This is a genomic window from Parasphingorhabdus sp. DH2-15, assembly GCF_051668705.1.
Classification (GTDB): Bacteria; Pseudomonadota; Alphaproteobacteria; order Sphingomonadales; family Sphingomonadaceae; genus Alterisphingorhabdus.
Map to the genome: position 1 here is coordinate 1,187,341 of NZ_CP196351.1, position 14,591 is coordinate 1,201,931.

The following is a 14,591-nucleotide window of genomic DNA, read 5'->3' on the forward strand; positions in this document are numbered from 1 at the left end:
ATAATGGCCGATATCTTCCCCTTTATTGGTACTTTTGGGCATTTGCTGGCTGCCGCATTAAACGGTGCGCTAGCGATATGGATGTTGCAAAAGGCGTATCTGCGGCAACCAACGCATAAGGCCATGATTCTTGCGTTGGTGCTGACATCGGCCTGGGCGTTGACCTGTTCATGGGAAGGGCCGCTTAGTCTGTTGGCCTATTTTATGGAAACAGTGCGCAACGGCGCTTTGCTTTTATTTATGTATATCTTGCTGCGCTCTGATGAAAGTCATGAGCAGCCACCCACGGTCAGCATCTTATATCTTGTCATGTGTGCTATTTTGCTATTGCAGTTTTTTGTGGACGCAATAGCGGTGAATATGGCGTCTTTGGCTGCGCAATATTCATTCCTGTTTTTCACATCGACGATTTTGCGCATGATTTTTGCGGTCGGTGCGTTGGTGCTGGTGCATAATCTTTATAGCGTAGCCTCCCCGCAAGCACGGATGGCGATAAGATTGCCTATGTCTGGCCTGGCCGTTTTGTGGTTCTTCGACCTTAACCTCTATACAATTACCTATCTCTCCAACGCACCTTCATATGAGTTGTTGGCGATGCGGGGTATTATTGCGATATTTTTGACACCGCTTTTCGCTTTGGCCGTACGCAGTCACGGTGAACTGAAAGTACAATTATCACGCAGCATAGCTTTTCACTCATTCTCTTTGGTCGCCATTGGTTTCTATCTGGTCGTCATGGTTATGGCCGTACAGATATTATCTTTCTTCGCTGGTGAATATGCCCAACTTACACAGGTCAGTTTTATATTCGGCACGTCCTTGGCGGCATTGGTATTGCTGCCTTCGAACAGCTTTCGTGCGTGGTTTAAGGTCAAGATTGCAAAGCATTTTTTCCAGCACCGCTATGATTACCGTGCAGAATGGATACGCTTTGCTGATACAATCGGACAAGATGAAGGCGAAGATATTTCCTTTCACAGTAGAGTCGTCAAAGCTGTTGCTGATATCACCGATAGCAAATCAGGGCTGTTGCTAACGTCCGAAAGTGGCGGTTATCTATCATTGCAGGAGAGATGGAATTGGCCTGCGGCAGACGTTCCGGCCATTGCGATAGATAATGATGCGGTCACATTTTTTCAGGATAGCGGCTATATTGCAGAGCTTGATAGTTTGCGTGAGGCGGTCGCAAGCGACAAACAAGTTTCAGATAATATTCCGTCTTGGTTGGTTGAAGAGAGTCGTGCATGGATCGTCGTGCCGCTTGTCCATTATGCACAGCTGGTCGGTTTGCTCGTGCTGGGTCGCCCGACAATTAATCGTTCGTTGGACTGGGAAGACTTGGACATGCTGCGTGTAGCCGGGCGACAGGCGGCGAGTTATCTGGCCGAGGAGCGCGGACAAAGTGCTTTGGCTGAGGCACAGCAATTTGAGGATTTCAATCGACGCTTTGCCTTTGTGATGCATGATATCAAAAACACAGTCAGCCAATTATCGGTGATGTCACGCAATGCGCAGAAGCATATCGAAAAGCCAGCATTTCGCGCTGATATGCTGGAAACACTGCAAGGCGCAGTGGATAAGCTGAATGAAACACTGTCGCGGCTTTCAAATTACAGACAAGGGGCGGCCAGCAATGTGGCACCTATAGATGTTTCCAAACTTGTCACCAATGTTGCCGCGCAAAAGACACCGAGTCATCCAATTAATATTATTGGCGCGGATAATCTGACAGTAATGGGCGATGCAGTAAGCCTAGAGCAAGTGCTGCTGCATTTGCTGCAAAACGCCATTGATGCAAGCAAGAATGATACTGATTCCGTTATTCTGCAATGGTATGGCAAGGGTGATAAAGGATATTTGGAGGTCGCCGATCAAGGTACCGGCATGAGCGCAGAGTTCGTGCGTAACAAATTATTTAAACCTTTTTCTTCACAGAAAGATGGCGGTTTCGGCATCGGTGCATTTGAAGCGAAAGCGCTGGTTATGGCGATGGGTGGGATGCTGGAGGTCGAAAGCCGCGAAGATGTTGGTACGCGTATGATAATCTCCCTGCCGCTGGCGCCAGAAGACCAATATCAGCTGATGAATGACGATCAAAAAGAAGCATTAGAGAAAGCATGAGATGACCATTGAAACACGCAAGCTTCTCATCGTTGAAGATGATAAAGGTCTGCAAAAGCAGCTGAAATGGGCTTATGATGATTATGAAGTCTTTCAGGCCCATGATCGCAAAGAGGCGCTTGCTTTATTGCGTTCGGAATCTCCGGATGTCGTAACGCTTGACCTTGGACTGCCGCCAGATCCTGATGGCAGCAGTGAGGGTTTCGCTACATTGTCAGAAATTATGTCACTCAAGCCCGATACCAAGGTGATTATCGCATCCGGGCACGGCGCGCATCAAAGCGCACTCGATGCAATTGCAATGGGCGCTTATGATTTTTACCAAAAGCCCGTCGATATTGATCGCCTTGGCTTGATCGTAGAACGGGCTTTTCAGCTGCATGCGATTGAAGCAGAAAATGCCAGACTGGCCAGCGATATTGGCAGCGGAAACCGCGTTTTGGGGCGTATCATTACGGCTGCACCAGAGATGCTAAAAGTCGCACGAACAATAGAGCGGGTCGCACCTACAACGGCATCCGTTTTGCTGTTGGGAGCCAGTGGTACGGGTAAAGAATTGCTGGCACATGGTGTCCATGATAATTCGGAACGTCGCAGCGGTGCATTTATCGCCATTAATTGCGCTGCCATACCCGAAAACCTGCTTGAGTCGGAGCTTTTTGGGCATGAAAAGGGGGCCTTTACTGGCGCTGTTAAGACGACAGAAGGCAAAATCGAACAAGCGCATGGCGGCACTCTCTTCCTTGATGAGGTGGGTGACATTCCCTTGCCCCTACAGGTCAAACTGCTGCGTTTTCTGCAAGAGCGGGTCATTGAACGTATTGGCGGGCGCAAAACCATTGCCGTTGATACGCGCATTGTTTGTGCTACCCATCAGGATCTCGATACGATGCAGCGTGAGGGAACTTTTCGCGAGGATCTCTATTATCGCTTGGCAGAAATTGTCATCACTATTCCCGAACTAGCGGACAGATCCGGCGACCCTATCTTGCTTGCTAAACATTTCCTGAACAGTTTTTCAGCTGAGTTTAACCCGACCGTTAAGGGTTTCGCGCCTGATGCATTAAAGCGGATTGATGAGTGGAAATGGCCGGGCAATGTGCGAGAGCTGGAAAACCGGATCAAACGGGCTGTTATCATGGCTGAAGGGAAAACGGTACATGCTGATGATCTCGACCTGCCATTGGATGATGATAGCGAAGACGATGATGTTTTGAACATCAAGGTTGCCCGCGAGCATACCGATCGCAAAGTCATTCGGCGTGCTTTGGCGCGCAGTGAGGGCAATATTTCAACTGCGGCAAAAATATTGGGTGTCAGCCGGCCAACACTTTATGACCTTTTGAAACAATATTCCATGCAGCCAGCAGCGGAAAAGCAATAACAGGCTAAGATGGCAACTCTTTCTTCCTCTTCCTATTGGGCAAAGGTCGCACAATATTGTGTGCTGGCAATCCTATGTCTGACATTGGCTGTGCCAGTGATTGGGCAAGATAATAGCGATGCCAAAGCCTCTTTCGCGCGCGCTAATGATTATATTACCGAGAATAATTACCGTGCAGCACGGATTGAAATGCTCAATGCATTGGCAAAAGACCCTGAATGGAAGGCCGCGCGCATCTTGCAGGGGCAGATTTATCTAAAACTGAAAGACCCTATTGCAGCAGAAGCAGAGATTAAACGCGCACGTGAGTTGGGCGTGGAAGATGCGCAATTGCGCCATTTGATGGGGCATGCGCTTTTGATGCAAGATAAATATGAGCGGACCAAAGAGGTTATTACTTCTGGCGCGGTTGCAGCTGAGCATGTCGGTTATGCGCAGCGGATCTTGGCTGAGGCTTTGCTGGAACTGGAAGAACGCGATGCGGCCCGCTCTGCCTATGATGCTGCGATTAAAGCCAATGATCGCAACGCTGATCTATGGGTATCCATTGGCCGCTTTCGCTTTCTTGGTGGAGATGAAAAAGGCGCCATTGAGGCTGTAGATTTTGCCGTTGAACTGGATAATCAGAATATCGACGCACTGCTGTACCGCGGAGAATTGTCACGGCGACAATTTGGGTTGACCTTTGCGCTGCCCTGGTTTGAACGCGCGCTAGAGATTGACCCAGATCATATACCGACATTGATTGCTTATGCACAGACATTGGGTGATGCTGGGCGGTATCGTGACATGCTGGCTGCCAGCCGCAGAGTACTTAGCCTCGAACCAGATAATACCTATGGATATTATCTACAGGCTGTTCTTGCCGCGCGGGCAGGGGAATTTGATCTGGCGCGTAGCCTGATGCAGAGAATACGGGGCCGGCTGGATGAACAAGTTGCTCCAAAATTGTTGCTCTGCGCATTGGAATTGCAAGCACAAAACGCGATGCAGGCTGATGAATATTGCGAAGATGTTTTGCTGAAACAACCACACAACCCATCAGCGCAACAGCTTTTGATGCGGATCAAACTTATGGGCGGCGAATTGGAAGAGCTGAAAAGTGATTATAATGATGGCCGTTTCTCTTCAGTCTCGGCTGGCTATGCCTCTGCGATCATGGCTCTGGCCTTGCAGTTGGAAGGCGATATTGAAGGCGCCACCGATTATATCAACACTGCGTCAGCATCACCGAACATATTCTTCCGACTTTTGGCAGAACCGGAAAATACCAACAATCTGAACCTGTTGATCAACAAAGAGCCCGGCAATGTGAAGCACCGAATTCGTTATATCAGGCGGTTGCTCAATGACGGGCGAGCGGACTTAGCTTATGCACAAGCGCTCCGCCTGCAAGTGCAATATCCGGATTATGTTGACAGCAATCTGCTGGCGGGCGATGTGGAGGTTGTGCGCCGCAATTATGCCAAGGCACTGACATATTTTGAAAAAGCATCATCTGCGCGCTTCTCTTTTGATGTCATGGTAAGAATGCATGACATGCTGGCCCAATTGGGACGCGGAGAACAGATGCAAGCATTATTGCGGCGTTATCTTGCTGCCAATCCGCATAATCTTCAAGCCAAGCATATGCTGGGGCTGGCATATCTCGACGCAGGCAATGCTGATTTGGCCCGCGAAGCGCTTCAGGAAGTGCGAGCGCGGCGCGGAGATAATACGCCTTTGCTGCTCGCGGATTTGGCCATTGCACAATTGCGGTCAGGAAATAGTGATGGCGCGCGCAGGACTGCGCATAAGGCCTATAGCATATTGCCCATGAATGCGGCGGTGTCTTTCACCTATGGGGAAACATTATGGGCAATAGAGGAGCGCAGGGAAGATGCACTGGACCTCTATGAAAAAGCGGTCATCATTGCGCCTGATAACGATCTTTACAGAACGCGTTACAATACCGCTAGCAAAGAACTTGCAGATAATAAAGATGCGGCCTGATGCTGACCGAACAGTTGGTTAGTCGCTTGCAGCCTCAACTTTTGATCGTTGCTCCATAGCCAGCAACTCCTGTGGCTTAATACCCAGTCGCTCCATTTGTGCGCGCACTGGTGGCCAAATATTGTTCACGAAATCCTGACGCTCATGATCGCGCAATTTGGTAAGCGCGCCTTTTGCAACGAACATACCTACGCCGCGCTGCACCTCAATCAAACCGTCAGTCTGAAAACCTTGATAGGCCTTTGCTACTGTTAAGGGGTTGGCGCCTTCACGCGCGGCCAAGGCGCGTACAGAAGGCAAGATGTCGCCTTCGCCATAAGTACCGTCAAGAATAGCCGCAGCGATAATATCGCGCAGTTTCACATAAACTGGTCGAGTATCTTTCATAAGGTGGCGTAGTGCCATAATACAGCGGGGCAGGTCAAGGGTAATCGCTTTGCCGATGGCAAATTACAATATTGGCGATAATCTGCTTACGTCTTTATCGTCCAATCACTTAAGACCTTGCTAAGCTCCGGTCTTGGCCGTTCTTCCAAAGCCTTGGAGGGAGTTCCAAGATAGAGAAACCCGGCGATGCTCTCATCAGCTGATCCAAATTGATCGCGCACATCATCATTATAGGCTGGCCATCCAGTAATCCATCCCCCGACAAACCCGCGAACATGGGCTGCATGAAGCAGGTTCATGGTAAAGGCACCTACGCTCAACTGCTGTTCCCATGCCGGTATTTTGCTGCTTTCACGCGGACTGTACAGCACCACCAGCAATTCTGGCGCGTGATGGGCAAACAAATCCATGGCTTCTAATTCCAATCGGCCTGCATCAGGCTTTTCAGCGTGATAGGCAGATTGCAATATACTGGATAGGTCATCCCTTTGCTCTTTGCGGATATGGACAACCCGCCATGGTGCCAATTTGCCGTGATCAGGCGATCGCAGCGCATCGGTAACAATGGCTGCAATGGTGCTTTTATCAGGCCCTGGCGCAACCATATCGCGTGGGCGGCAGGAGCGGCGTGACGCAATATAGCGGGCAGGCGAGGCGAGATCATTCAGGATATGCTCATATGTCATGGCCAACATATCGAAAAGCCAAGTGGCAATTGCAATGGCCCGTAGGTGTGCAAGTGAAGATTGTGAGACGGATCAGCCCAAATGAAACGACAAAAAGGTATCAACTGATACGATTTGCCGTTTCAAAATTGCTGTAATTGGGCATAATGACATGAAGCACCTTCACAGCATGGTATTTTTGTTTAGGGTGTGCAGGGAATTTTGGATAAGCCGCTAAGCGGTGTATGAACTCGGGGAGATAGGCTTTGGCCTCAACACTACAACATGGCGATTCCGCCGGTACATTTCTGGGCCATCCGAAGGGGTTGTTCGTTCTGTTCTTTGCCGAAATGTGGGAGCGCTTTTCCTATTATGGAATGCGCGCGCTGCTGATTTTCTATTTGACCAAGCATTGGCTTTATTCTGATTCCAAAGCAGGTGTAATTTATGGCGCTTACACTGCGCTGGTATATATTACGCCGGTTTTGGGCGGTTATCTGGCAGACAAATATCTTGGTCAGCGCAAAGCGGTCCTTTTTGGTGCTGTGTTACTCACATTAGGGCACTTCTTTATGGCCTTTGAAGGAGAACCGCAGGTCGGCAATGTCGATAATCCGGTTATCTATGTCTTCTGGCTAGCATTAGCGCTCATCATCGTTGGTTCAGGCTTTTTGAAGGCCAATATCTCTGTGATCGTCGGACAACTCTATCCACGCACTGATATCCGCCGAGATTCAGCATATACAATTTTCTATATGGGCATAAATTTGGGTGCCGCTATCGGTTCATTACTCTGCGGCTATATTGGCGAAACCTATGGCTGGGGCTATGGCTTTGGTCTTGCGGGTATCGGCATGTTGGCTGGCTTGTTGGTCTTTATGTGGGGTAAGCCTCTGCTGCTGGGGCGCGGTGAACCACCCAAGCCTCTCGCAAAAAATACTGAATGGACAATGTATGGCATTGGTATTGTAATGGTCGGTCTGTGCTGGGCTGCTATTCAGTTTCAAGATGTCGTGGGTTATTTCTTGGGCGGCTTTGGCGGCGCGTTGGTTCTCTATGTGCTGTTTACAGCTGTCACCAAATTGGCGCCGGAAGAGCGTGACCGTATTTTCGCGGCAATGTTCTTGATCCTGACATCAATTGTATTTTGGGCATTGTTTGAGCAGGCTGGCTCTTCACTCAATCTGTTCACCGACCGTCATGTTGACAGAGCGGGTGTTCCCGCTTCGACATTCCAGTCGATCAATGCAATCTATATCATCCTGTTGGCACCAATCTTCGCCATAACTTGGCAATATCTGGGCCAAAAAGGTTTGGAGCCGTCAGCGCCATTTAAATTTGGCCTTGGCGTCATTCAGGTTGGTTTGGGTTTTCTAGTCTTGGTCTGGGGCGCTAATGCAGTTGGTCTTGAAAATGCTACACCGGTTATTTTCATCTTCCTGATCTATTTGCTGCATACAACGGGTGAGCTTTGCCTGTCTCCAGTTGGGCTATCGGCGATGAACCGGCTTGCTCCTGCACATATGGCATCGTTGATTATGGGCACATGGTTCTTTGCATCTGCAACCGGCAATTTTGCTGCTGGTCTGATCGCTGCAGCGACTGGTGCAGAAGGTGTGGGCGAAGAAGCCGGCAAGCAGGTTGTCATTGATGTGTATTCCACCGTTGGTATGTATGCAGTGGGCATTGGCATCGCCGTGTTGGTGATTTCACCGCTTATCAAAAAACTTATGCATTTGGATACTTTGAAAGATGATGCAGAAGAGCTTGAGGATATATTTGGCGGTTCCGAAGTCGGGTCACCAGACGCTGCTGGCGTTCGCCCAGCGACACGTCCTGCTGAATAATTAACCTATATAATTTTAAGAAAAGGGCGTCCTGCGCGGCGCCCTTTTTTGTGCCCTGCATATGTGTAAATAAAAATATACGGTTTTTTATGATCGCCTAGCTTGTCGCTTTACATATCTTGTGCAACACTTTCCTTTAGAATCAGAATGGAAAGGCAAGCGATATGCGCAAACCCAAGGGCAACCCAAATATCTTTATCTCAGGGCTTGTAGGTGCCGGGCTTATATTGGGCGGGCTATCACCTGCTTTGGCTGAGGGACCAGGATCATCCTCTCGTGACAAAGATAGCGATAAGGACGGCAAAGGCGATAAAGCCGAACGTGTCAGCTTCAACAAAAATCCATTTCCTTCCACGTATCGACGCTATGGCGGCCGGCCTACTGCGATTACAAATGTCACCATTTTTGATGGCGAAGGTGGGCGGATTGATAATGGCGTTGTAACCTTTGCCGATGGTTTGGTTGTCGGCATTGGCGGTGCAGATACCGCTATTCCAAAAGGCGCAGTGATTATTGATGGCGGCGGCAAATATGTGACGCCCGGCATTATCGACATCCATTCCCATTTGGGCAATTATCCTTCACCCAGTGTCGACGCTGTTGCTGATGGCAATGAAGTGACGGGGCCAGTTACCGCCGATGTTTGGGCGGAGCATGGTGTCTGGCCGCAGGATCCGGGTTTTAGCCGCGCTATGGCGAATGGCGGTATTACCAGTCTGCAAATTTTGCCGGGATCAGCCAATCTATTCGGTGGACGGTCGGTCACACTGAAAAACATTCCAGCACGTACCGTACAAGGAATGAAGTTTCCTGATGCGCCTTACGGGCTGAAAATGGCGTGCGGAGAGAACCCAAAGCGAGTTTATGGCAGTCGCCGTCAAAAGCCAGGCAGCCGCATGGGCAATTTGGCACTGAATCGCCAGACATGGGCGCGCGCTGTTGAGTATAAACGCAAATGGGATGATTATCAGCAAAAAGGCGGGACACCGCCCGCGCGTGACATTGGTATGGACACGCTGAAATTGGCGCTGGAAGGCGAGATTAAAATCCATAATCACTGCTACCGCGCGGATGAAATGGCGCAGGTGATCGATATGGCCAAAGAATTTGGTTATACTGTTTCAACCTTCCATCATGCTGTGGAAAGCTACAAGATTGGCGATTTGCTCAAGGCCAATAATATCTGTTCTGCCATGTGGGCAGATTGGTGGGGCTTTAAGCTGGAAGCCTATGATGGCATTCCTGAAAATGTGCCGCTCGTGCATCAGGCCGGCGCTTGTGCCATTGTGCACAGTGACGATCAGGACCAGATACAACGACTGAATCAAGAAGCCGCAAAAGCATTAGCCGATGGCCGCCGCATGGGGTTAGAGATTAGCGATGCAACTGCAATTAGCTGGATAACCTTCAACCCCGCCAAAGCCATGGGCATAGGGGAACGCACAGGCAGTCTAAAGCCGAAAAAGATGGCGGATATCGTGCTTTGGAATGGCAATCCGTTATCGGTCTATTCGCGGCCAGAGAAAGTGTGGATTGATGGCGCGATGCTTTACGACGCGCTTGACCCCAATAGACGACCAGTAAGCGATTTTGAACTAGGCCAACCCGGTGAGGGAGACACGAAATGAAGCGGATTATAACCTCACTCGCACTGGCGCTGGCCGCCAGCATAGCCGCACCTGTTGCAGCACAAACTGTTGCTATTACAGGCGGTAAAGTGGTTATTGGCGATGGCAGTGCGCCGATTGATGGCGGTACTGTTGTCATTCGTGATGGCAAGATCGTTGCCGCTGGCGCCAATGTGCCGGTGCCTGCTGATGCGACACGGGTGGATGCCACAGGCAAATGGGTTACGCCGGGATTATTTGCAGGTTTCAGCCGGTTAGGATTGATTGAGATTAACGCTGTGCGTCAGACCAATGATGCCAGTGGCGGGGAATCCAGTTTTTCCGCAGCTATTGACGTGGTGCCCGCCATTAACCCGGAAGCTGTGCCGATAGCGGTTAATCGCGCCGCCGGTTTGACCCGTGCGCTTGTCGTGCCATCGGCCAGCGATACTATTTTCGCTGGCAAAGGCGCGATGATTGATCTGGGCGCGGATTATGACGCGGTAACGCGCAGCAATGTTTTCCAATATGTCGAAATGGGTGAGGGCGGTGCCGCGCGCGCTGGTGGCAGCCGTGCCGCTGCGCATCTATTGCTGCGCACCATGTTTGCTGAAGCAAAGCGCTATACCCGCGCACCGAATAGCTTTGAATCCGATATGTTGACTGCGGTTGATGCCAAGGCATTGGCAGATGTACTGGCAGGGCGCACGCGTTTGCTGGTGCATGTCGAACGCGCTTCGGATATTTTGGAGATATTGAAATTACGGGCTGATTTTCCCGCGCTCAAATTGGTCTTGGCTGGAGCAAGTGAGGGCTGGCGTGTTGCGCCGCAAATTGCTGCGGCAAACGTTCCAGTGATTGCCTCTGCGCTGAATGATCTGCCTGAATCTTTTGAGAAATTGGCAGCCACGCAATCCAATATTGGCCGTATGAAGAATGCAGGCGTTAATGTTTCGATTGGCATGGTCAATGACCGTGACGCCCACCAATTGCGCTATGCACCGCAATATGCAGGCAATTTGGTAGCGCTGAACAAAATACCCGGTGCAGCAGGCTTGAGTTGGGATGAGGCTTTTGCGGCCATCACCTCCGGCCCTGCAGAGGCTATGGGCTTGGGCGCTCTTGCCGGTTCGCTAAAGCCAGGCCGTGTAGGTGATGTGGTAATTTGGGATGCAGACCCGTTAGAGCTTTCCAGCGCACCAAGCGCGGTGTTTATTGATGGCGTCCGCCAGTCACTCGACAATCGCCAACAACGCCTGCGTGATCGTTATCGCACGCCGCAAGAAGGCAGCTTGCCAAAAGCCTATGAATAATCCTAACCTCCTCCCCATAAAATATAGATGGGGAGGATATTATGGATGAAGCCACTATGTTAGTTGCAGGGGCATCAGCTTTTGTAATCACGCATCTGGTCATGTCGCACATGCTGCGCAGTCAGTTGATCGCTATCTTAGGCAATATCGGCTATCAGATTGCCTATTCGCTCATTTCTTTGGCGACATTGGGTCTGGCGGTTTATGGCTATCGCGGTGTTCCCGCAGAAGCTCCTTTATGGGATGCACCTTATTGGGCATCTGTGGTGTGTGCCTTTTTGATGTTTTTCGCTAGCGTACTTTTCATTGGTTCGCAGCTTAAAAACCCTGCCTTGCCTATGCCGAATGCGCGTGATCTTGCTCTGAAAGAGCCGCATGGCGTATTCAAAATTACGCGTCATCCCATGATGTGGTCTTTTGCCATTTGGGGCAGCGCCCATATTTTGGTTAAACCGACAATGGCCAATATCTGGCTCATGGGCAGCATTGTCATACTCGCGATATTGGGTTCATTGGGTCAGGATAAGCGCAAGGAACGCGAGATGGATGGCAGTTGGCAACATTGGCAAAGCAAGACCAGTTTCGTGCCCTTTGGCAAAGGGTTGGTGACGCCTGGATCAGGCATATTGCTGGTGGGTATTGTCTTTTGGATGATTGCCAGTTGGGCGCATCACGGGCTGGGCTATGCCATGGTGCCGCCATGGACCAATTTATGGGGTGTCGGCGCGCCCTAAACTGGCTTGGATATAAGGCTTTAGCGACGAACCATCTTCATCATAGCCTCACCATAGCGCGGGCCAGCTGTACCGCCCACCGGCGCGGCTGCATCAAGCTCGGTCAGGTCTTCGCTGGTTAGCACCAGATCGGCACTGGCCATGCTGTCCTCCAGTGTCGCGCGGCGCTTGCTGCCCGGAATGGGAACAATCATTTCACTTTGCGCCATCAACCATGCCAAAGCAACCTGCGCCGCCGAACGATCATGACGCGCAGCAACTTGCTTGACCACATCGACCAATTGCATGTTTTGCGCGAAGTTTTCTTCGCCATAGCGGGGATCGCGGCGGCGATAATCATCTTCAGGCAGATCTTCCAACGACTTTATCTGACCGGTCAAAAAGCCACGTCCCAAGGGGCTATAGGGAACGAAACCGATATCAAGTTCTTGGCAAAGCGGCAGTATCTCGGTTTCCACCTCGCGTTCCCATAATGAATATTCTGATTGTAATGCAGCAATGGGGTGCGTTGCCGCTGCACGCTTTATGGTCTCTACGCCAGCCTCTGAAAGGCCCAGAAAGCGCACTTTGCCTTCTTCGACCAATCGGCCCATCTCGCCCACCGTGTCTTCAATCGGCACATCAGGGTCAACCCGGTGTTGATAAAATAGGTCAATTTCATCAATGCCCAGCCTTTGCAACGAACCTTCGCAAGCACGGCGAACATTGGCGGGGGTTGAGTCCAAGCCCCTGAAACCTTCTGCGTCAAATTTGAAACCGAATTTGGTCGCGATTACCAGACCTTGGCGTTTGCCTGAGATAGCACGGCCGAGCAGTTCTTCATTACGATACGGCCCATAAACCTCTGCGCTGTCGAAAAAGGTAACGCCCAGTTCGATGGCGCGGTCAATCGTTGCTAGTGATTCCGAGATGCTGGCCTGACCATACATGCCATTGCCAATGCCTGCCATGGGCATACAGCCAAGCCCCAGTGCGGATACTTCCAGCTCTGGCCCCAATGTTCTGCTATGCATTACCTTCTCTCCCGGTTTCGATTTGCTGCGCTTTGGCCCGCATTATATAGCTATCAATGTCACGTTTTAGCTCTGGCGCAAATAGATAGAGGATCAGCACATTGGGCAGGGCCATTAGGAAGAAAGCACTGTCCACCAAAGCAACCACTGCCTCTATCTTCAGCAATGCGCCAATGGGTAATATGAATATATACAGCAGTTTGAAGCTGAGGTCACGTGCGGGGCTTTTGCCGAAAAGATATTGTGATGCTTGCAGAGCATAAAAGCCCCATGCGCACAGCGTGCTATGCGCAAACAACATCACCGCGATCGTTAATAACCATGGGAACCAGTCGGAAATCTGCGCAAAAGCTGCGGCAGTGATACGAATATCTTGATCGTCGCCTGTCCATGTACCCGCCAGAACAATCGCAATTGCACCTAATGAACACACTATTACAGTATCAACAAATGGCTCCAACAGCGCGACCAAGCCTTCGGATGCGGGTTCATGGGTTTTGGCCTGACTATGCGCAATGACCGCAGAGCCAACCCCTGCCTCTGATGAATAGACAGCGCGCTGCATACCAATAATGAAAGTACCTATCAGGCCACCTGCGACAGCATTGCCGGAAAAGGCGTCACTGATGATAAGGCCCAAAGCCTCTGGCAATTGGGCGATATTGGTGATGATGATGACCAATACGCCGAACAGATAAACACCGGCCATAAGCGGCACCAGCAAGGATGTGACACGGCCCAGCCAAGTGACGCCGCCAACCACCACCAGCCCGACAAAGAACGCCATCACCAGTCCATAGCCAATCGCAAAACTGTTAGGTCCGCCATCTGCTGCGGCCGAGGCGATGCCAGTGACCTCTGATAAGGTGGCAAGGCTTTGATTGACCTGCACCAGCGGGATTGCGCCAATAAACGCCATCACTGCGTAAAATGCGCCCAATGCAAAGCCCAATTTGGGCAGGCCGCGCAAGGCAAAGCCGTTCTTCAAACTGTACATAGGCCCGCCGCGCACAGAACCATCCGCATCTATTTCACGAAATTTGACGCCCATAGTGACTTCGACACATTTCAGTGTCATGGCGAAAAAACCTATGATGAACATCCAAAATGCTGCGCCAGGACCACCCGTGGCAATGGCGATGGCCACGCCAGCAATATTACCAAGGCCAACCGTGCCCGACAATGCGGTAGTCAGTGCGGAAAATTGCGAGATTGCGCCGGGCGCATCCGGTTGATCAAATCTTCCACGCAGAATTTTAACCGATAACGGCACAGCCCGCAGATTGATAAAACCAAAATAGATAGTGAAAACCAGCATCGGAATAGCCAGCCACAGGACGATCCAAGGTATCTCACTGCCAAAAAACGGGATACGGCTAAACACCGCAGCATTAAGGGCATCAATACCATTTGTCAGTATGTCGAGAGGAGTGGCAGTCATGTCTATCCGAAAGTTAATTATCATTCACCCTTTATCGTTAGGGATAAGGCGGTTATGTCGCAATGAACAATTGCAAAGGCGGCGCTT

11 protein-coding genes are annotated in these 14,591 nt (G+C 50.6%); 7 read left to right on the forward strand and 4 right to left on the reverse strand.

Annotated elements, in window-relative coordinates; genetic code table 11:
- Nucleotides 1-3 precede the first annotated feature (3 nt).
- Genes prsK through ACR9YC_RS05555 form a run of 3 tightly spaced genes read left to right on the forward strand, consistent with a single transcriptional unit; the run spans nt 4 to nt 5,497 of the window.
- Nucleotides 4-2,121 carry an XrtA/PEP-CTERM system histidine kinase PrsK gene (prsK, locus tag ACR9YC_RS05545; protein WP_438730961.1) on the forward strand — a complete coding sequence of 706 codons (2,118 nt, stop codon included), beginning with the start codon at nt 4-6 and terminating at the stop codon, nt 2,119-2,121.
- A 1-nt stretch (nt 2,122) separates the two neighbouring features.
- Nucleotides 2,123-3,505 (forward strand): PEP-CTERM-box response regulator transcription factor, encoded by a 1,383-nt coding sequence (prsR, locus tag ACR9YC_RS05550; protein WP_438730964.1) that lies wholly within the window; start codon nt 2,123-2,125, stop codon nt 3,503-3,505.
- A gap of 9 nt (nt 3,506-3,514) precedes the next feature.
- On the forward strand, nt 3,515-5,497 hold the full coding sequence (locus tag ACR9YC_RS05555) for a tetratricopeptide repeat protein (protein ID WP_438730967.1): 1,983 nt from the start codon (nt 3,515-3,517) through the stop codon (nt 5,495-5,497).
- An 18-nt stretch (nt 5,498-5,515) separates the two neighbouring features.
- Here the strand turns inward: ACR9YC_RS05555 and ACR9YC_RS05560 are convergent, their stop codons facing one another.
- Both ACR9YC_RS05560 and ACR9YC_RS05565 read right to left on the reverse strand, forming a co-directional pair.
- Entirely contained in the window at nt 5,516-5,884 is a 369-nt protein-coding gene (locus ACR9YC_RS05560; RefSeq protein WP_438730970.1) for a GntR family transcriptional regulator, read from the reverse strand.
- A gap of 86 nt (nt 5,885-5,970) precedes the next feature.
- Entirely contained in the window at nt 5,971-6,579 is a 609-nt protein-coding gene (locus tag ACR9YC_RS05565; protein WP_438730973.1) for a nitroreductase family protein, read from the reverse strand.
- Between the two features lie 236 nt (nt 6,580-6,815).
- On the opposite strand from ACR9YC_RS05565, the gene ACR9YC_RS05570 reads away from it, so the two are divergent.
- From ACR9YC_RS05570 to ACR9YC_RS05585, 4 genes are all read left to right on the forward strand, one after another.
- On the forward strand, nt 6,816-8,396 hold the full coding sequence (locus ACR9YC_RS05570; RefSeq protein ID WP_438730976.1) for a peptide MFS transporter: 1,581 nt from the start codon (nt 6,816-6,818) through the stop codon (nt 8,394-8,396).
- A 164-nt stretch (nt 8,397-8,560) separates the two neighbouring features.
- The gene (locus tag ACR9YC_RS05575) at nt 8,561-10,024 is read left to right on the forward strand and encodes an amidohydrolase (protein WP_438730979.1); all 1,464 of its coding nucleotides are present in this window, start codon (nt 8,561-8,563) and stop codon (nt 10,022-10,024) included.
- The gene (locus ACR9YC_RS05580; protein WP_438730982.1) at nt 10,021-11,316 is read left to right on the forward strand and encodes an amidohydrolase family protein; all 1,296 of its coding nucleotides are present in this window, start codon (nt 10,021-10,023) and stop codon (nt 11,314-11,316) included. Before ACR9YC_RS05575 ends, ACR9YC_RS05580 begins: the two co-directional genes overlap by 4 nt.
- Before the next feature lie 41 nt (nt 11,317-11,357).
- Nucleotides 11,358-12,050, forward strand: coding sequence for an NnrU family protein (locus tag ACR9YC_RS05585; RefSeq protein WP_438730985.1), 693 nt, complete (start codon nt 11,358-11,360; stop codon nt 12,048-12,050).
- A 20-nt stretch (nt 12,051-12,070) separates the two neighbouring features.
- Here ACR9YC_RS05585 and ACR9YC_RS05590 read toward each other — a convergent pair whose 3' ends face one another.
- The gene (locus ACR9YC_RS05590) at nt 12,071-13,063 is read right to left on the reverse strand and encodes an aldo/keto reductase (RefSeq protein ID WP_438730988.1); all 993 of its coding nucleotides are present in this window, start codon (nt 13,061-13,063) and stop codon (nt 12,071-12,073) included.
- Nucleotides 13,056-14,504: an alanine/glycine:cation symporter family protein gene (locus ACR9YC_RS05595; protein ID WP_438730991.1), complete on the reverse strand. Its 1,449-nt coding sequence runs from the start codon at nt 14,502-14,504 to the stop codon at nt 13,056-13,058. Before ACR9YC_RS05595 ends, ACR9YC_RS05590 begins: the two co-directional genes overlap by 8 nt.
- Nucleotides 14,505-14,591 lie beyond the last annotated feature (87 nt).

Coding starts and splice junctions, on each gene's coding strand:
- ACR9YC_RS05595 (WP_438730991.1), bottom strand. CDS start 14,504: ATGACTGCCACTCCTCTCGACATACTGACAAATGGTATTGATGCCCTT.
- ACR9YC_RS05565 (WP_438730973.1), bottom strand. CDS start 6,579: ATGTTGGCCATGACATATGAGCATATCCTGAATGATCTCGCCTCGCCT.
- ACR9YC_RS05585 (WP_438730985.1), top strand. CDS start 11,358: ATGGATGAAGCCACTATGTTAGTTGCAGGGGCATCAGCTTTTGTAATC.
- prsR (WP_438730964.1), top strand. CDS start 2,123: ATGACCATTGAAACACGCAAGCTTCTCATCGTTGAAGATGATAAAGGT.
- ACR9YC_RS05560 (WP_438730970.1), bottom strand. CDS start 5,884: ATGAAAGATACTCGACCAGTTTATGTGAAACTGCGCGATATTATCGCT.
- ACR9YC_RS05580 (WP_438730982.1), top strand. CDS start 10,021: ATGAAGCGGATTATAACCTCACTCGCACTGGCGCTGGCCGCCAGCATA.
- prsK (WP_438730961.1), top strand. CDS start 4: ATGGCCGATATCTTCCCCTTTATTGGTACTTTTGGGCATTTGCTGGCT.
- ACR9YC_RS05590 (WP_438730988.1), bottom strand. CDS start 13,063: ATGCATAGCAGAACATTGGGGCCAGAGCTGGAAGTATCCGCACTGGGG.
- ACR9YC_RS05575 (WP_438730979.1), top strand. CDS start 8,561: ATGCGCAAACCCAAGGGCAACCCAAATATCTTTATCTCAGGGCTTGTA.
- ACR9YC_RS05555 (WP_438730967.1), top strand. CDS start 3,515: ATGGCAACTCTTTCTTCCTCTTCCTATTGGGCAAAGGTCGCACAATAT.